Genomic DNA, 18,040 nt, shown 5'->3' on the forward strand with positions numbered 1-18,040 from the left:
TTTTATAAAAGTAATCAATCTTTCAAGGATAATAGTTTTCAAAATTAAACACAGAAAACTTGTTTTTGAATTGCTATTTTATACAGGGCTAAGGATTGGTGAACTATCCGCAACTTTCTTGGAGTAATGTGAACTTAAAAAAAAAACCAAATCACAGTTGAGAGAACTTTAGTATACACAAAAAAAGATAATTGGTATTTCTCAACTCCTAAAACAAAAAGTGCCTATCGTACAATTTCTATAGGGAAAAGGTTATCACGAAAGCTTGAAGACTGGAAAAAAGAACAGAGTTTGTTAGGAATTTTTGAATTTGTAATCCAATTAGATGGAACATTTACTCCCCCTTACTCTTTTGCACATTGGCTAAAAGAAGCGGCAATTAAGTCACAGGTGCAACCAATTAAATTACATTCTCTTAGACATTCGCATGTTGCATTCCTTATTGAACAAAATGTTCAACCATTAGCAATTATGGAGAGGCTAGGACATTCTAATATTCAAATCACTTTGGGAACCTATGGACATCTATATGCAAAATCTGATAGTAGAATAATTGATGCAATAGATACTCACCAAGTATAGTTATTTTAAACAAGAGTAGAAAGAATTTACAGTAGTTTGTCTTCCAAGTTTCTTTCAACAGGCAATAAAAGACTATTATATCAACAAAAAATATATATGATTTTGAATTGAAGATGTATCGGAAATAAGCAAACTGCCATTAAGCAGGGAATGGATCCTGTTTAATGGCAGTTTTTTATAATTTACTATGACATATCAAATGAACCTCTAGGAATATGTATTAGAAAAGGAAATTTATAGAGAATAAACCTGCAATTGTTTCAATAATTAGGAAAAATCAACCTCGTTTTGTTCAAAATGTTTCAAAAACCACTTGACCTAAAGTCAACTCTAGGTGGTATCTTTTTAGATAGAAGAAATGAGCAGCGATTGTTGAAACTCAGAAAAATCACGATTTCCCTTTAGGATAACTTGCTATTTCTTGGTTTGACAGGAATTTAAAAAAGAGCGTCCATCTCCGATTGCCGCATTTTTTTATTCCAGAGAGCGATCCACTCATTTCGACTTCGTGTCTTTTTCCTTGTGAGTAAACACACGAATCATTCAAACATTTCTACAGGAGGTACGTACATGTTATTAGAAAAAATCAAAAGCCCTAAAGAGTTAAAAGAATTGACCAGTGGGCAACTTCAAGAACTGGTAGTAGAAGCACGAACTGCTTTATTGGAAAAAATCAGTCACCATGGGGGGCATAATGGCCCCAATCTGGGGATGGTTGAGATGACGATCGCGTTGCATAAAGTCTTTGATTCTCCCACAGATAAGCTGATTTTTGATGTGTCTCATCAGACCTATATCCATAAAATGTTGACGGGACGCGCCCATGCCTTTCTTGATGCTGCGCAGTATGATGCGGTTTCTGGTTACACGAATCCGAAAGAAAGCGAGCACGATCTCTTTACGGTCGGACATACCTCCACGTCAGTTTCGCTGGCAAATGGTGTGGCGAAAGCCCGTGACCTAAAAAATGAAACGTATAACGTCGTTGCCGTGATTGGTGATGGTTCTCTATCAGGCGGGTTAGCGTTTGAAGGCTTGAACAATATCGTGGAATTAGGCACCAATACCATCGTAATCCTCAACGACAATGACCAATCGATTGCAGAAAACCATGGGGGGATGTATCAGAATTTGCGGGCATTGCGGGAAACCAAGGGGCAAGCAGCAGACAATCTGTTCAAAGCGATTGGTTTTGAGTACCACTATTTGGATGAAGGAAATGATCTCGCTGCCTTGATCGCTTTATTTGAAAAAGTGAAAGACATTGATCATCCTGTTTTATTACACATTCATACGATCAAAGGCAAAGGCTTCAAGTTTGCGGAAGAAAATCGTGAAAAGTTTCATGCAGGCGGTCCCTTTAGTTTAGAAACCGGCGAATATATTTCTGCTGGCGGCAATCAAGTAACGTACAATAGCTTAACGACGGATTATTTATTAGAAAAAATGGCGACAGATCCTAAAGTTGTGGCAGTAAACGCTGGTACACCGATGCTGCTTTTTTCTCCAGAACAACGAGAAAAAGCAGGTAAACAATTTGTAGATGTGGGTATTGCAGAAGAACATGCGGTATCGATGGTTGCTGGGTTAGCAAAAAATGGAGCGAAACCTGTCTGGGCCGTTTTTTCTACCTTTATGCAACGTAGTTTTGATCAAATTTCCCATGATTTGGCCTTAAATCATCTGCCTGGAACGATTTTGGTATATGGTGCATCGATTCACGGCATGAATGACGAGAGCCATTTGGGAATTTTTGATATTCCATTTTTGGCACATATTCCCAACCTTATTTATCTTGCGCCAACCTCTAAAGAAGAATATCTGGCAATGTTGGATTGGTCGCTGGAACAAACCAACGCACCAGTTGCGATCCGGGTACCGGTTGGACCTGTCAACGAAACGGCAGTAGCAGTCTCTACTGACTATAGCGATCAAAAAAATGAAGTGACTCAAGCTGGCACGCAGGTAGCCATCGTCGGTGTTGGGAACTTTTATGCGCTAGCGGAAGAGATCGCAGATCAATTGAAGATGCAACATGGAATTACCCCAACGGTGATCAATCCTAAGTTTATTTCAGGGGTCGACAAAGAGTTGTTGGATGCTGTGGCACGATCGCACAAACTCGTTGTCACGTTGGAAGATGGTATACGAGAGGGTGGCTATGGACAAATGATTGCCAGCTACCTGGGTGATCGTGAGATTGCCGTCAAAAACTATGGCTTAGAAAAGAAATTTTATGATAATTACCGGGCAGCAGACGTTTTATCTGAACTTGGTATCACTGCTGAGGAAATTACGAAAGATGTCATAGAACAGCTGCAGAAATAAGTTCTCTTAGGGTGTCTTGTGTAGCTGATATGATTGTTAAAAAATGAATGATCGAAGGAAACCTTGCAGAAAAACAGACTGCAAGGTTTTTTCGCAAACAATCGGTGACGATTTGCAGCAAAATACAGAAGACCAATGCTTTTCAAGCATAAAGCCCAAGCGCGTTAAGCATTGGTCAACGAGGATAATCTAGCGAATAATAAGGTAGTGAAAGGATCACTTGTCATCTTGGACTATTGGGTTCAGAGACAAGGAAGAAAAGGTGTTTTTAAGGAAAGGGGTATTTATGAAATTTTTTTCTATGAAGTTGTTGGCACTGTTGTCGGTGGCAATGGTCGTCTATTCGGCACCGGCGATTTCTGCCAATGTCCCAGCGATTGCGGCAAGCTTTCCAGAAGTTGATGCGGTCTACATTGGGTTACTGACCACGATTCCGTCATTGTTTCTTTTGCTGGGGATTTTTACTACTAGCATGATCGAAAAAAGGATCGGCAAAAAATACACGATGGTCACCGGATTGGTCATTGTGGCGATTTTTGGCACGCTGCCGGCATGGTATCAGGGGAGCTTTCCCGTCTTGTTTCTTTCTCGAGGGATTCTTGGCTTCGGGATCGGCTTATTCAATCGTTTGGCGATTCAAATGATTAGTTTGCTGTTTCAAAATGAGCCGCAAAAGAAAGCCAAAGCTCTTGGATTAGAAAGTGCCGTCGGTGGTTTAGGTGGTATCTTTATGACTTTGCTCGTAGGACAGCTAGTGAAGATTAGTTGGGAAATGTCCTTCTTGGTTTATGGCTTTGCCCTGATCAGTCTCTTCTTTGTCCAGCTATTTATTCCAAACGAAACACAGGCTGTGACTAATGAGACGTTATTGGCGAACGTCACGGTTTCAAAAGAACGGAAACAGCGATCATTCATTTTGGGTGTGCTCTTGTTTCTAATCGTTGTCTTGTTTATCAATTACAATTTACAGATCACACCGTTGTTGTTGGAAAAAGGAATCGGGGACGCCACCGAAGGCAGTAACATGATTGCCGCCATTGCGACGGGGGCATTTATCGCCGGCAATGCCTTTGGCTTGATATACAGTCGCTTACATCGCTGGTTGCTGCCCATTGCGGCATTGCTTGCAGGAAGCAGCATCTATTTGACCTATCCCTTGCAGACGGTGGGGCTACTCTTGGGTTGTTCTTTATTATTAGGCTTTGCCTTTCGCAGCATCATGCCTTTTTTCACCCACTTACTGACGACTGGTGGTGAAGCGGAAGCTAAGTTTGGCACGATCGTCTCGATCGTTGCTTACAATTTAGGAGTCACGTTAGCACCTTATGCATCACGCTTGCTGATACTAGTCAGCGGCAATGAAACAGCAGGGATGCAGATGATCCTATCAGGGGGCTTGTTGGTTATGATTGGGATTGTATCAGTGATCAGCAATCGCTATTTTCTTTATTTCGAGCGGGGAACTGCTGAAGAACTTGGGTAGCTGTTTTTAAAAGATTGAATGAAAAACTCTCTTACGATCGTCAATGTAAGAGAGTCTTTTTTTTAAGCAAATCTTTTCATCGGCTTGCTATTTTTTCCCTGCAAAATGCGCAAAACGGACAAATTGATTTTGGGCTTCTTCTCGTAAAAATTCTTTTGGTGTCAGCTGAAATTCTTGTTTAAAGCAGCGTAAAAAATGGGTATAGGAGTTGAAGCCGCAAGCTTCGAAGGTGGCGGTGGCGCTTCTGGTTTTACGTAAAATTTCTTTGCTCTTTAAGAGTCGTTTCTTGACGACATAGGCATGAAAGGCGACGCCAGTTTCTTTTTTGAAGGTCCTTGAAAGCGAGTATGGGCTCATGAAAAGGGCTTTGGCGACGGTCTCTAAGGAGAGATCAGCGGTCAAATGCTGATTGACATAGGTAATGGCAGCCAAAATGTCTTTATTTTTATAGAGTGAGTCGGATAAAAACAGCGGTTCTTTTTCCTGATAGGCAACCGTATTGATGGAAATCAAAAACGCGATCAAATGATTTTGATAAAGTAAGTCGGTGCCATAATTGCTATCCGTTTTTTTGCGCAAAGGTCGCAATAGCTGGTCTAGTTGGTCGGCATCGATCGATAAAATACGACTGTTGATGCCGCCGTTGCTACGAAAACAGGCAGTGAGATCTGTTTGGATAGTGGAGAGGGCAGCGAGATAACTAGGATTGATATACAGGTAGGTTCGCTCGAAAAAATCAGAAGTTTGATGGACGATTCGATGCAAGACATTCGGAGGAATCAAGATGATCGTACCAGGTTCTAGAGGGAATTCTCCACCATCGATAAAGAAGACCGCTGATCCTTTTAAGGTACAGTGAATCTCATAAAAACTATGGTAATGATAAAGGGTATTGTTTTCTTCTACGATGTCTTTGATATGAAAGGCCTCAAAGCGATCGTTGATCATCGTGTCCGCATTTTGCTTCTCCATGATTGGCTCCTTTCGTGCTCGTTTGATTTTATCATACAAGAATAGATAGTAAAGTGTCAATAACTGCTATTTTTGTGTAAATGTAAGCGTGTTACGATCAATCTATCAAAGAGAAATGAGAGGATGAACCCAATGGTGATTTTAGAACAGTTATTTGTGGAAAAACGTGTCGTGGAAGAAAAAATTGATCGCATGATCGAAAATTTAACGACGATCAAGGATGATAATGGTGAATTTCTATTAGACTTTGACGGCTTGATCGTTGATGATAAAAGCTGGGAGATTTGGAACTGGCCGCAAGGGGTGGGACTATATGGCATTTATAAAAACTACCAAATCACCAAAAATCCTAAAGCGCTCCAAGTTGTGGAAGAATGGTTTGAGCAGCGGATGTTAGAAGGCGCGCCGCCTAAAAATGTCAACACAATGGCGCCGCTTTTGGCAATGGCGTATCTTTATGAAGACACCAAAGATTCTCGTTACTTGCCTTACCTTGAACAATGGGCGGAATGGGTCATGCATGATATGCCGCGAACCGATGAAAATGGTCTGCAGCATGCGACCTATGGACCAGAAAATCGCAACCAGCTTTGGGACGATACCTTGATGATGACTGCTTTGCCTTTGGCGAAAATTGGCATGTTGCTGAATCGTCCGGCTTATATCGAAGAAGCAAAACAACAATTTATGATCCATATCAAATACTTAGTGGATAAAAAAACTGGGCTTTGGTTCCACGGCTGGACCTTTGAAGAACGCCACAATTATGCACAAGCGCTTTGGGCAAGAGGCAACTGCTGGATCACCATTGCGATTCCTGAGATCATTGACATTCTCGACTTGCAAGAAGGAGATGCGTTACGTAGCTTCTTGATCAATACCCTCTTAGACCAACTAACTGCCTTGCAAGAAATGCAAGATGAAAGTGGCCTGTGGCACACCTTGTTAGACGATCCTAGCTCGTATGTGGAGGCTTCCGCGACTGCTGGTTTTGCCTATGGGATTTTAAAAGCCGTTCATAAGCGTTACATTGACAAAGCTTGGGAAGATGTTGCCTATAAAGCGTTAGCCGGTTTGATCGAACAAGTCGCAGAAGATGGAGAAGTCCAAAATGTTTCCATCGGTACTGGAATGGGAGAAGACTTGGCGTACTACAAAAACATTGCGATTACGGCGATGCCTTACGGGCAATCACTGACAGTCTTAGCATTTACTGAACTATTGGTTTCATTTTGTTAAGTTAAACACCTTCCGCAATAAAGAGAGGAGCAAACAAAGATGATCAAAAAAGCGATTCGGATGAAGCTACATCCTGGATATGAAGCAGAATATGAAAAACGGCATCGCGAACTATGGCCAGAACTAAAAGAGCAGCTCATAGCACACGGGGCGAAAAGCTACCAGATTTTCTTAGATCCAGAAACCCTTGCGTTGTTTGGCTACCTTGAGATTGAAGATGAAACCCGCTGGCAGCAGTTAGCGGCAACCGAGATCAACCAAAAATGGTGGCATTACATGGCAGAACTCATGGAAACAAATCCTGATGATTCGCCAGTGACACAGGAGTTAAAGGAAGTCTTTACGCTGTAAGCTAGACAAAAATGCTCATTCCTTAATACGAACACGGTCGCATCAGTTGTTTGACATCAATCACTGGTTAGTCAAAGAGGTAGTTCGCTCACATTCGTGAGCGGACTACCTCTTTTGTTGAAATAGCAAAACAATGCTTTCGTTATAGAAGAAACGTTAAGAGAGAAGGGCTTTTTCTTGCTGCTTCAAAAATTTCTTTGGTGTCATACCAGTAATCTTTTTGAACGTTTGAACAAAATATTCAGGCGCATTGCTAAAGCCCGTCATCGCTGCCACTTCGTAGACTTTGTAGTTTTTCTTCAGCAGTTCTTGTGCTTTTTGGATGCGGTATTCGGCTAATTTTTGATTGAAGCGAATCCCGGTTTCTTTGTAATAGGTTTTTCCTAAGTATTCAGGATTTAAGTACAAAAGATGGGCTGCGATCCATTTCAATGACAATGCTTCATGGTCATAATATTCTTCGATGATCAGGTTGACCTTTTGGGACAGCTGCATGTTCTCGCTATCATCTAAGCTGCCCCGCATCAAATCGATACAGTGAAGCAGCATAAACTGGAGTTCGTGCCAATTATTCAAGAGCATGATCTTTGGGGAATAGTCATCAAAGTAAATGTCTTTTTTGATGCGATGGTTTTCAAAAATTGCCGATAACAAATCGTTGACCTGCAGCCGCAATAGTTGGACAGGGTAAAGCTCCATGCGACAGGTAGAAAAAAAGTTTTCCGTAAGAACTTGGGCTAAAGTCAGTTCGCCTTTGTCGATCAATGCCAAAAGTTTTTCACGGTATTCCATATAGAGACTATTTTCATAGACATTTTCTTGTGAGATTTGGGCTTCTTGGATGACTTCAAAGGTATCAAAATAAAACTCCTTATCCAAGTTTCGCTTGCCTAAATGATAACTGAGTAAAAATTTTTCGGGAGTTTCGACCCAGCAATTGATGGCGATCCCTTTTCCTAGATGCGCAGACTGTACCTTCGTTTTAAAAAAGAGATTAAAGGTATTTTCCGTACTGAAGTTCAGGATATAGCCAACTTTGTTTTGATGACCGATCACCAACTCGTGATGGTTCTCATAGCTTTCGATCCGCTTAGCGATGGCGTGATAGAATTTCGAATCAAATAAGTACATACAAAATGGAAAAACGAACGATTCAGGCAGCGGTTCTTCTCCGCAGCTATTGATGTATTGTTCAATTTGTTGTTTTAAATAGAGGGTAGATTCCATTTGGCGACGTTCAGAGCGTTCGATCGTCTCAGCCAACGCTTCTGAAAGCTTGCTCGGAAAAACAGGTTTTTCAAGGAAAAATTTGACCCCTAAAGCCATCGCTTCTTTGGCAAAGGAGAAGCTGCCAAAGCCTGTCAAAATAATGATTTGAATCGCAGGATTGATGGCTTTTAATTTTTTGATCAAGGCAAGTCCATTGACTTTAGGCATATTGATGTCGGTAATCACGATGTCGATGGTGTTTTGCTGACAAAATGCCAAGGCTTCTTCACTGTCTGTGTAAATTCCTTTGACTACTAATGAGAAATCAAAAGAAGCAACGAGGTTAGCCACACCATTTGCTATCAAGGGTTCATCGTCAACAACGAGGATATTTTTCATGCTTCACTCACTCCTTTTAAGGGGATCATAAAGCGCACCGTCGTCTTTTTGAAGGGAATCGAGGAGACGATGGCTAGCGACGCTTGATCACCATAATGCAGTTGCAATCGTTTTTGAATATTGGTCAATCCGATGCCGCCTTCTTTTTCAATCGAGAAGTTGGCTTTAAAACCAGGGCCATTGTCAGAGACACTGACTTGGAGAAAGGTTGCTTGTTGTTCAATCGTAAGGACGAGGCGACACGTCTCCTTCATATCATTGACGGCGTATTTAAAGACATTTTCAATCAATGGTTGAATCAGTAACTTAGGAATCTTAAAGGACAGGTCATTCACCAAAATTACTTCGATATACTCGATCCGTTTCCCGAAGCGAACGTTTTGAATATTGATATAGGCATGCACGATATCTAACTCATCTTGCAGCGTCGTGAAGTCAGACTTGGTATCGATTTTTTTACGAAACAAATAGGCAAGGGAGGTGACCATCTCTGAGATCTGCCACTGCTGATTTTCAATGGCGATCCAGTTGATCGAGTCTAACGTATTGTAGAGAAAATGTGGATCTAATTGCGCTTGCAATCCCTTAAATTCGATTTCTTGGGACAAAATACGCATTTCATAATTGTCCTTGATCAAGGCATTTAATTCATCGATCATCGTATTGTAGCTTTCGTAAAGGACCATGATCTCTTCTTGACTATTTTCTGGGACAGCGAGGGTCTTTAAAGAGGCCAGTTTTTTCGTTTTCCGCAGAACGGCCATTTGCGAAGCCAAGTCAGCTAAAGGACGGGTCAGCTGATTGCTTATTTTCCGAATCACAACAATAATCAAACATAAAAAAGGCAAACTCACAGCGATGGAAAGGCCTTGTAGTTTATAAAGATCCGCTAAGACTTGGTTTTCAGGCAGTAAATAAATGAAGGTCATATTCGGCATCGTCTTCCGATCCATTGCATAGTAGTACTGGTGATTATCAAACGTCATGGAGCCGATCGATCGCTGGAAGGATTCCATTTTCTGCTGCAAGGTATTTTGATCCGCAGCGAGGGTTTGCTCGTCATTTGCGGTACTATAAAATTGGTTCTGATACGCCATGAAAAATTGGTTTTGTTCAGAGACAATAGGAAGACTTTCGATCTCGTTACGAAAGAAGGACGTATTGACTAGAAATATCACCGTACCAATATAGGTCAAAGAAAGATCGGCTGTTGAATAGATTTTTCGCAGGTAGACACCTTGAGAAAGGTCCTTTGCAAAAAACCAACTCCCTTTGGCAGGCTTATCGGGCAAAGTCTCGATCATATCTTTGATGGTTTGGCCATTAAAGATATGGTCGGTCTCGGCTAGAAAGTTGATCATGTTTTCGTTCGTTGGGGTAAAGAGATAGACGTTTTGAATCGTTGATTCATTGCGTACGAGGGCGTTGATTTCTGCACTTAAGGCATTCTTTTGGTCGATCGCCTCTAAGGATTGCAAGGAATCTTGTGCCAAGATCCTTTGTAGGCCATTTTGGATCGGTGCACTATCGATAATGCGAAAAGAGAGGGTTTCGACGGCAGTTAAACGTTTGGCGATATTTGTTGAAATGATCGAGACATCTTTATACGCGGCTTCTTTCAGCTGCGCCATGTAGACTTGTCGCCAAACTAAGGTCAGGAGAACAGCCAATGAGACGATAATTGCCACCGTCGCAAAAAAGACAAAATGTAACTGTCGCTCAAAAGGCTGCTTTTTAAAGTGATTGATCAGCTTCTGGGACTTCATGGACACTGCCTCGCTTTGCTTGCAATTGTTTGGTTTTTTCAATCATCTGACCATGAAAAAATTCAGCGAAAAACAAGAAAATCACCAGTCCAAAGACGAGTAACAAGGAGGTTTTGGCAGTCAATAAGAGAAACAATAAATACCAGGTAAACAACAAGGCAAGGCCTTGCAGTGGGTAGCGAAAGACTAGAAAGATACTGACGTACAAGGTCTGTTTCCAAGCGTGTTGTTCGGCTTTGGCATAGGTCATAAAGCTGATGAATGCAGTGTAAAGGAGGAGAATCGTTAAAAGTAAATAGACAGGGCGCAGCCAAGCCATTTCAGTCGGGAAAAAATGAGTAATCCGTAAGTTAAACAACAACAGGAGTACTGTACTTAATAATCCGATGCCAAAAAGGGAAAAGGTGCGAAAGGCTTGCTTGTAGGCTTGCCAGAAGGCAACAGCTGAATAGTCATGACCAGTTTTACGAAAATCATGTAAACATTTGATCGTGACAGCGGTGGCAGGACCGAAGCCAAAAATCCCCAACCCTAAAAGGGTAAAGAAAAGCCATAAAAGGTTTAATTTAGCAAAATAAGCTGTTACCGTAAAAAGACGAAACAGTCCGGTTTGTATTTTTTTCATTGTTTCCACCTACCTTGTTTTTTGAAAAGTAAGCCTTTTCAACGCTAGTATAGCATAGTATATTGGAAAAAATAGAGCATGTCTGTTTTTTTACATTTTTCATCTGTTTTTCTATTTTTTTCTAGCTATTGCCCGTGAAGGCTTAGCCTTCAGCAAAAACGACAGTCTAGTTTTTCACATATTTGCTCTTGTTTTTTCATTTTTATTAACGAGGATTTCCATTACAATCACCTTGTAAGCGCAAACAAAAAGGAGTGTAGAAGAATGAAGAAAACTTTTTTAAAAGCAGCGAGCTTGTTGTTTCTTGGGGCGACCTTAGCAGCTTGTGGCAACAACGGCAATAGTAGCGGAAGCTCAGAAGCTGATGCAGATGGGAAAACGACGATTTCCTTTACCTGGTGGGGCTCAGAAGTCAGACACGAGAAGTATATCGAATCGATCAAAGAATTTGAGAAACAAAATCCTGACATTAAAGTTGAATATGAATATGGTTCTTGGGATGACCATTGGAAAAAACTAGCAACAAAAGCGGCTTCTGGAGAATTACCTGATGTGATCCAGATGGATGTGCAGTACATTGCGCAATATGGAACGAAAAATCAATTAGCAGATATGTCGGAATTTATCGGCAATGAGATTCAAACCGATGATATCAAAGAATCAATTTTAGCAACTGGCGAGTTAGATGGAAAAGTTTTTGGCATACCAACTTCTGTCAATACGATGGCGATGCTCTACAATCCATCATTGGTAGAACAAGGGGGCACTGGGATCGACTTTAGCAATTATACCTTCGATGACCTTGTAGAAAGTACGGCAGCGATCGCTGAAGCAACCGGTGATTATGGTTGGAATGATAACAATGACAACAGTACGATTTTACAATACTTTTTACGTACTAAAGGCGAAGATCTATACCAATACGATGCAGACGGCAATCCAGAGATCGGTTTTTCCAAAGAAAACTGGGTTGAATTTATGGGGGCTATCGCGGACCTTACGGAAGCCAAAGCAATGCCAACCGCAGAAGTGACTAGCAATGCCAACAGTATGGATCAATATCCGTTTTCACAAGGAAAAGCAGCCTATATGATGACTTGGTCCAATCAATACTTGACCTATAAGGCCTCCGCCGCAGAAGATGTCGAAATCAACTTGGCTCGTCCATTCGACTCAGAAAACGGGGCGATGGCGTATCGACCAGGGTTCTTTTATTCGATCGCGAATGCTTCTGAATCAAAAGAAGCAGCTGCGAAGTTTGTTGACTTTTTAGTGAATAGTGAAGAAGCCAATAAGATCATCGGTACTGAGCGGGGAATTCCTTCCAATGATGCCATCAAAGAATTGCTTTATGCCGACATGACACCAGAAGAACAAGAGTCCTCTGATTTCTTAGATGATATTGCAGACATCGTCGGTGATCCATCCCCAATCCCACCAATTGGGTTTGCTGAAATCAACACGTACTTTAAAGAGCTGTACGCAGAGATCACTTATGGCACGATGACACCAGAAGAAACTTATGATGCCTTTACGCAACGCTGCGAAGAAATTTTTGCAGAAAACTATCAATAAGCATAGCTGCGGCGCCTTTACTGACTTTTTCAGTAAAGGCGTTTTTTGGAGAAACAATGGAGGAAAAAATATAGGTCCTCTAGTTTTTCACATTTCTGTGCTTTTTTTTCTATTCATTCTTAAGAAGCACTTCGTTAAAATCAACTTGTAAGCGTAATCAACTATAGGAGGTAGGAAGTGAAAATTATGGAACTACAATCAAAATCACCCACGGCAAAAGAACCTGGGAAACTCAAAAGCTGGTTTAATCGATTACCAGAATCAAAACAGAATATGGTTACAGGCTACTTATTTATCTCACCCTTCATCATTGGCTTTTTTGCTTTTATTATCGTCCCGATGGGGATTTCTCTTTTTATGTCTTTTCATGACTATGATTTATTGACAGAGGCGCAATTTGTTGGCTGGAATAACTTTAAGACGATTTTTACGAATGATCCCAAGTTTGTTCAGTCACTGACTGTTACGCTGAAATATGTTGTGTTGGCAGTCCCTTTACGGCTGATCGTCGCATTAGCAGTGGCGATGCTGATCAACCGCCCATCGAAATTAAGCGGCGCTTATCGGGTATTATTTTATATCCCTTCGATTTTAGGTGGGAGCGTGGCGGTCTCGATCATGTGGCGGAATCTTTTTGGCGATTCAGGGTTGATCAATGGCGTGCTAGTGGCGATCGGCTTAGACCCGATCTACTTCTTTAAAAGTCCTGGCTTAGCATTGATGACCTTGATTTTATTAGCAGCGTGGCAATTTGGCTCGTCGATGTTGATTTTCTTATCCGGTTTGAAAAATATTCCGAAAGATTATTACGAAGCTGCGGAAATTGATGGGGCAGGAAAAATCAGACAGTTTTTCAATATCACGGTTCCAGTCCTGACGCCAATCATCTTTTTCAATCTGATCTATCAAACGATCATGGCCTTTTTGACGTTTACACCTGCGTTTATCATTTCGAATGGGACGGGTTCACCTCGTAACGGCACGTTAGTCTATTCCTTGTACATGTATCAACGAGCCTTTACCGATTTCAAAATGGGCTATGCTTCAGCCTTAGCGTGGATTTTACTGGTCATCGTTGGGTTGATTACGATTCTGTTGTTCGCAACATCGAAATTTTGGGTGTTTAAAGAAAACGAGGAGGTTTGATTGATGCGTGAACAAAAACAAAATTATTTCTTTGATGCCGTGATCTTAGTTGCTGCATTACTGATGCTTTATCCGATTTTCTGGCTGCTATTTAGTGCCTTTAAACCTAGTAGTGACATTTTTCGAACGGCAACGGAGTTGATCCCCCGAAGCTGGACGTTAGAAAACTTTACCAAAGGGTTTGAAGGGATCGCAGGGATTCCCTTCATTCGCTATATTTTCAACTCGTTGCAAATCGCGTTGATTTCAATGGTAGGGGCGGTCTGTTCTTCGGCTGTCATTTCTTATGGATTTGGTCGAATTCCTTTCAAAGGAAAAGGCTTTTGGTTTGCTTGTATCTTGGTCACGATGATGCTGCCGCAAGAGATCATCATGGTGCCTCAGTATCTTTGGTTTAATCAATTAGGCTGGCTTAACTCGATTCGTCCGGTAACCGTTCCTTCATACTTCGGACAAGCTTTCTTTATTTTCATGATGGTTCAATTCGTCTCTGCGATCCCGACAGATTTAGATGAAGCAGCAAAAATGGACGGCTGTGGACGGGTCGGTATTTTCTTCCGCGTGATTCTACCGTTGATGAAGCCTTCCCTGGCAAACGCTGCGATCTTCTCTTTCTATTGGAAATGGGAAGAACTGATCGGACCGATGCTGTACCTTACACGTCCGCAAAACTACACGGTATCGATTGCCTTAAAGCAGTTCCTAGATGCTAGCAGCACTTCCAATTGGGGAGCGATGTTCGCGATGTCTGTGGTCTCCTTACTGCCTGTGTTGATCATCTTCTTTATTTTTCAAAAATACATTGTTGAAGGCATCAGCACGACTGGTCTTAAATAATTGTGGAAAAAGATATTCGCTGTTTTGGAATATCTTTTTTCTATTGAATGAATTCGTTGAAGAAAGGACAAACCGATGGAACCATTTCAAGTAATTGATTTTCATGTCGTACCAAGCACGATCGGCGCTCATCAAGCGACCCTTATTTGGGAGAAGCCGCTGCACGCTCAAGCTATTTTTGGTTATCAATTGTTTTTAGACAACGATTTGATCCAAACCAGACCAACAAACAAGACGCATTGGACGTTGACAAACTTATCTGCCGATCAAACGTATCAAGTAACGATCATCTGCCTCGATCATCAGGGGTGCCTGCTTACAAATACCGCAGTCACGACGACCTTTCGTACAAAGAAAAAAAAGTGTTGTGTTAGATGTTACGCAAGCACCCTACCATGCTGATAGCGCAGGCAAAGAAGATAGTACCGCCATTCTCCAGCAAGCGATCAACGATTGCCCTAGCAATGGCACTGTCTGGATCCCAACAGGGGCGGTGATCCTTTCTGGTACGTTGGAGCTAAAAAGCAATATGATTTTTCAGGTAGATGGCACATTGCAAGCAAGCCTCGACATAGAAACGTATCGGGTTGCCCCTCACGAGTATTTAGGAAGCGTGAATCAAGAGGGCTTACCATTAAGCCGTTATGAAGGCTGGGAATTGTTTTGCTTCCGTTCTTTGATCAACATTGGGTATATCGATCGGGGCGATCGAGGACGTATCGTTTGTGAAAATGTCCGTCTTTGTGGCAAAGGGACGATCATTGGTGGCGGGAATCCATTAGGACTGGCGATGCGAAACTCTTATGCAGACCGTGAACAGTATCCAGAATATGTTTCTGATGGAAAACCTGGAAGACGAGTAAGGGGACGTTTGATCTGTATGATGCAGGCCAAAAACATCCATTTGACAGAGTTGACGTTGATTGATCCACCATGCTGGACTATCCATATGATTTACTGTGACACCGTTGTGACCCATGGGGTGAATATTCAGTCCAAAGGCATCGACAATGGCGATGGATGGGATCCAGATTCTTCGCAAAACTTGCTGATTTTTGACACCGTTTTTGATACGGGTGATGATTGTATCGCAATCAAATCTGGCAAAAATCCAGAAGGAAATCAGATCAATAGACCAGCGAAAAATATTCGGCTGTTTGATTTGGCTATTCGTGGGGGACATGGCATCGCGATTGGTAGTGAGCAATCTGGTGGTGTCGAAAATATCTCCTTTCGAGATTGTCAACTGACCAATACGCTTTATGGGCTAGAATTGAAAGCGCAGAATGATCGTGGTGGCTATATTCGTCAAGTGACGATCACCGATTGCCTGTTGGATCGTTTCATGGCTCATCCTGTTGCTTACAATACCGATGGTCAGGCAGCCCAACAGTTACCGATCATTTCGGATATTTTGGTCAAGAATACCCGTATCGTAGGGCAGAACCCTTTGGTCGAGCTAAAAGGGTTTGTCGATGAACAAGCACAGCAGGTTTCACCGATCCAACGCGTTGCTTTTGAGTCAGTTGCCTTTGAATCAGCTAAAGGACAAAAGAAAATGATTTTTGAACAGTGTCAGGAGGTCAGCTTTAAAGAGGCAGCGATCATTGATCGAGCGGCCATAAGTGACGCAATAAGCTGCCAAGAAACAGTCGAACTATCCATGGTGGGACAAAAGAAACGCACGTAGAACAAGCTTTTGAAAATGATCTGCGTTGGTTCTCCCAATGAGAAACAGTTAGTTAAGCACCTTATTTCCTCCCTTGACAGGTTGCGCCTTTTTGCTTTTGTAGACAAAAAGGCGCATTTTTCTAACAAGAAAGGACGATGCAAAAAAAGACGATCCCCAGAAATCAAAAAGGACTTTCATTTCCCGATAAGGGGACTATAGTAAAGAATGTAGGGAAAAGGACGCCAGAAAGCACATGGGAAAAGACAACGAGATGTGCCAAGAGGAACGCTTTACTTGATGGACAGCGCCAGTAAGAAGCACTCAGTTCTATCCAACGAAATGATAGATGAAAAAAGGTTGGCGATGCGCAATTTTTACAATCATTTGTATCGACAAACCTATCAAAAGCTTAAAACAAAAACGTAGGAGGCAAGCAAGAATGGAAGACATCACGCAATTATTGCAACGAGAAATTGACCAAGCATCAACTGTGCAGGGAACAGTGATTACACCACCCGGCGCCTATCAAATCGGCGCATTGTTTTTAAAAAGCAATGTGCACTTGATTGTCTCAGAGGATACGATTCTGTATGGTAGTCAAGAACTGGCCGATTATCCCGAAGTAGATAATCGGGTCGCAGGGATCAATATGAAGTGGCCTGCAGCGATGATCAATGTTTTTCACGCAGAAAATGTCATGATCTCTGGAAAAGGAAAACTTGATGGTCGTGGAGAAATATGGTGGCAAACGTTTTGGGGAACAGATGAAGCCAGCGGGATGATGGCGGATTACGCAAAGAAAGGCTTACGCTGGGCAGCAGATTATGATTGCAAGCGCCCACGAAATATCCTTGTTTATGAAAGTCAGCAAGTAACCATCAAAGATATTTCGTCGGTACAGTCGGGTTTTTGGAATACCCAAATCACGTATTCTCACCACATATTGATCGATGGCATCACGATAGACAATGGAAAAGGGCCTAGTACCGATGGCATCGATATTGATTCCTGTGAAGAAGTCACCATTCAAAATGCTCACATTTCCTGCAACGATGACAATATCTCGATTAAAGCGGGACGTGGGGCAGAAGCCTTAGCCCAGCAAAGAAGCTGTCGGAAAATCACGATCAAAGACTGTCAATTAGGGTATGGTTCAGGAATTGCTATTGGTAGTGAAACTTCTGGTGGGATCGAAGATATCACGATCCAAAAAGTCGTCTTTGAGCAAACTGGCGCAGGGGTTCGGATCAAATCCGCCAATAATCGAGGTGGATTTATACGCAAGGTCACTGCTTCGGATTTAACGATGAAGGATGTTGGCTTTCCTTTTCTCTTACAAACAAATTGGTACCCAGATTATAGTTATCCAGAACTGCCAGCTGATTATGCGGAAGAGATTCCCGACTATTGGCACAAATTGATGGCACAACCAGCTATTCCAGTAGGTCCAGCAAAGGTCTGCGACATTACTATTGAAAACGTGCAAGCTACTAAAATAGGACAACAAAGCGTGCGTGCTTTTTTCATCGAGGCCAGCCCAGCAGAACCGATCCGCAATCTAACATTGAAAAATCTTTTCATTCATGCCGATGAGTTCGGCAAGATTGCAGGGGTTGAGAACTTAAAGATGGTGGAAACGATCGTCACTGCGTTAGCGCCAACCTTGGATCAAAATGATGTGTATGAGCGGTAGTACTCTTTCTGTCAAATATGAATAAGTGGTGATCCGCTTAGTACTACAAAACTGATGAATTATCAAAGAAGACCAATGAGTTGGTCTTTTTTTCATGATAAGGTGTTTCCAAATCTCTCACGAATAAGAACATCAGTACTTAGGCTACCCTTTCTACAACGAG

At 41.9% G+C, this 18,040-nt stretch carries 15 protein-coding genes; 11 read left to right on the forward strand and 4 right to left on the reverse strand.

The genetic code is table 11. The features are described from left to right. The first annotated feature begins 240 nt into the window (after positions 1-240). The 3 genes from FJU10_RS19385 to FJU10_RS11190 all read left to right on the forward strand — a co-directional run bounded on the left by FJU10_RS19385 (position 241) and on the right by FJU10_RS11190 (position 4,393). Positions 241-582 (forward strand): tyrosine-type recombinase/integrase, encoded by a 342-nt coding sequence (locus tag FJU10_RS19385; RefSeq protein WP_411268841.1) that lies wholly within the window; start codon positions 241-243, stop codon positions 580-582. 570 nt (positions 583-1,152) lie between these two features. Next, the gene (locus tag FJU10_RS11185; protein WP_140965952.1) at positions 1,153-2,910 is read left to right on the forward strand and encodes a 1-deoxy-D-xylulose-5-phosphate synthase; all 1,758 of its coding nucleotides are present in this window, start codon (positions 1,153-1,155) and stop codon (positions 2,908-2,910) included. 286 nt (positions 2,911-3,196) lie between these two features. Further along, positions 3,197-4,393, forward strand: coding sequence for an MFS transporter (locus FJU10_RS11190; RefSeq protein ID WP_140965953.1), 1,197 nt, complete (start codon positions 3,197-3,199; stop codon positions 4,391-4,393). An 87-nt stretch (positions 4,394-4,480) separates the two neighbouring features. Here FJU10_RS11190 and FJU10_RS11195 read toward each other — a convergent pair whose 3' ends face one another. Continuing rightward, complete coding sequence (locus FJU10_RS11195) at positions 4,481-5,365, reverse strand: AraC family transcriptional regulator (RefSeq protein ID WP_140965954.1); 885 nt, start codon at positions 5,363-5,365, stop codon at positions 4,481-4,483. Between the two features lie 132 nt (positions 5,366-5,497). Between FJU10_RS11195 and FJU10_RS11200 the strand changes: the two genes are divergently transcribed. Both FJU10_RS11200 and rhaM read left to right on the forward strand, forming a co-directional pair. After that, complete coding sequence (locus FJU10_RS11200; RefSeq protein WP_140965955.1) at positions 5,498-6,604, forward strand: glycoside hydrolase family 105 protein; 1,107 nt, start codon at positions 5,498-5,500, stop codon at positions 6,602-6,604. Positions 6,605-6,643: 39 nt separating this feature from the next. Then, a complete protein-coding gene (gene rhaM, locus FJU10_RS11205; RefSeq protein WP_060791390.1) occupies positions 6,644-6,955 on the forward strand; it encodes an L-rhamnose mutarotase in 312 nt (103 codons plus the stop codon). Between the two features lie 156 nt (positions 6,956-7,111). Here the strand turns inward: rhaM and FJU10_RS11210 are convergent, their stop codons facing one another. From FJU10_RS11210 to FJU10_RS11220, 3 genes are read right to left on the reverse strand one after another with little or no spacing between them, the layout of a single operon-like run. After that, a complete protein-coding gene (locus tag FJU10_RS11210) occupies positions 7,112-8,563 on the reverse strand; it encodes a response regulator (protein WP_140965956.1) in 1,452 nt (483 codons plus the stop codon). Continuing rightward, a complete protein-coding gene (locus FJU10_RS11215) occupies positions 8,560-10,329 on the reverse strand; it encodes a sensor histidine kinase (RefSeq protein WP_140965957.1) in 1,770 nt (589 codons plus the stop codon). Before FJU10_RS11215 ends, FJU10_RS11210 begins: the two co-directional genes overlap by 4 nt. Beyond that, complete coding sequence (locus tag FJU10_RS11220) at positions 10,298-10,954, reverse strand: DUF624 domain-containing protein (protein WP_010749870.1); 657 nt, start codon at positions 10,952-10,954, stop codon at positions 10,298-10,300. The genes FJU10_RS11215 and FJU10_RS11220 overlap by 32 nt, the downstream gene beginning before the upstream one ends. Positions 10,955-11,218: 264 nt before the next feature. Here FJU10_RS11220 and FJU10_RS11225 point away from each other — a divergent pair, with 264 nt between their 5' ends. The 6 genes from FJU10_RS11225 (at position 11,219) to FJU10_RS11255 (ending at position 17,877) form a co-directional block, all read left to right on the forward strand. After that, positions 11,219-12,529 (forward strand): ABC transporter substrate-binding protein, encoded by a 1,311-nt coding sequence (locus FJU10_RS11225; protein ID WP_140965958.1) that lies wholly within the window; start codon positions 11,219-11,221, stop codon positions 12,527-12,529. Positions 12,530-12,715: 186 nt separating this feature from the next. After that, a complete protein-coding gene (locus tag FJU10_RS11235; RefSeq protein ID WP_140966019.1) occupies positions 12,716-13,675 on the forward strand; it encodes a carbohydrate ABC transporter permease in 960 nt (319 codons plus the stop codon). Positions 13,676-13,678: 3 nt separating this feature from the next. Further along, positions 13,679-14,512, forward strand: a complete 834-nt coding sequence (locus FJU10_RS11240; protein ID WP_005234188.1) for a carbohydrate ABC transporter permease — start codon at positions 13,679-13,681, stop codon at positions 14,510-14,512. Positions 14,513-14,587: 75 nt separating this feature from the next. After that, positions 14,588-14,914 carry a fibronectin type III domain-containing protein gene (locus FJU10_RS19390; protein ID WP_223273039.1) on the forward strand — a complete coding sequence of 109 codons (327 nt, stop codon included), beginning with the start codon at positions 14,588-14,590 and terminating at the stop codon, positions 14,912-14,914. After that, positions 14,880-16,202 carry a glycoside hydrolase family 28 protein gene (locus tag FJU10_RS11245; RefSeq protein WP_223273040.1) on the forward strand — a complete coding sequence of 441 codons (1,323 nt, stop codon included), beginning with the start codon at positions 14,880-14,882 and terminating at the stop codon, positions 16,200-16,202. Before FJU10_RS19390 ends, FJU10_RS11245 begins: the two co-directional genes overlap by 35 nt. Positions 16,203-16,623: 421 nt before the next feature. Beyond that, on the forward strand, positions 16,624-17,877 hold the full coding sequence (locus FJU10_RS11255) for a glycoside hydrolase family 28 protein (RefSeq protein ID WP_140965960.1): 1,254 nt from the start codon (positions 16,624-16,626) through the stop codon (positions 17,875-17,877). Positions 17,878-18,040 lie beyond the last annotated feature (163 nt).

The sequence above is a fragment of the Enterococcus sp. OL5 genome, assembly GCF_006491895.1.
GTDB classification, from domain to species: domain Bacteria; phylum Bacillota; class Bacilli; order Lactobacillales; family Enterococcaceae; genus Enterococcus_D; species Enterococcus_D innesii.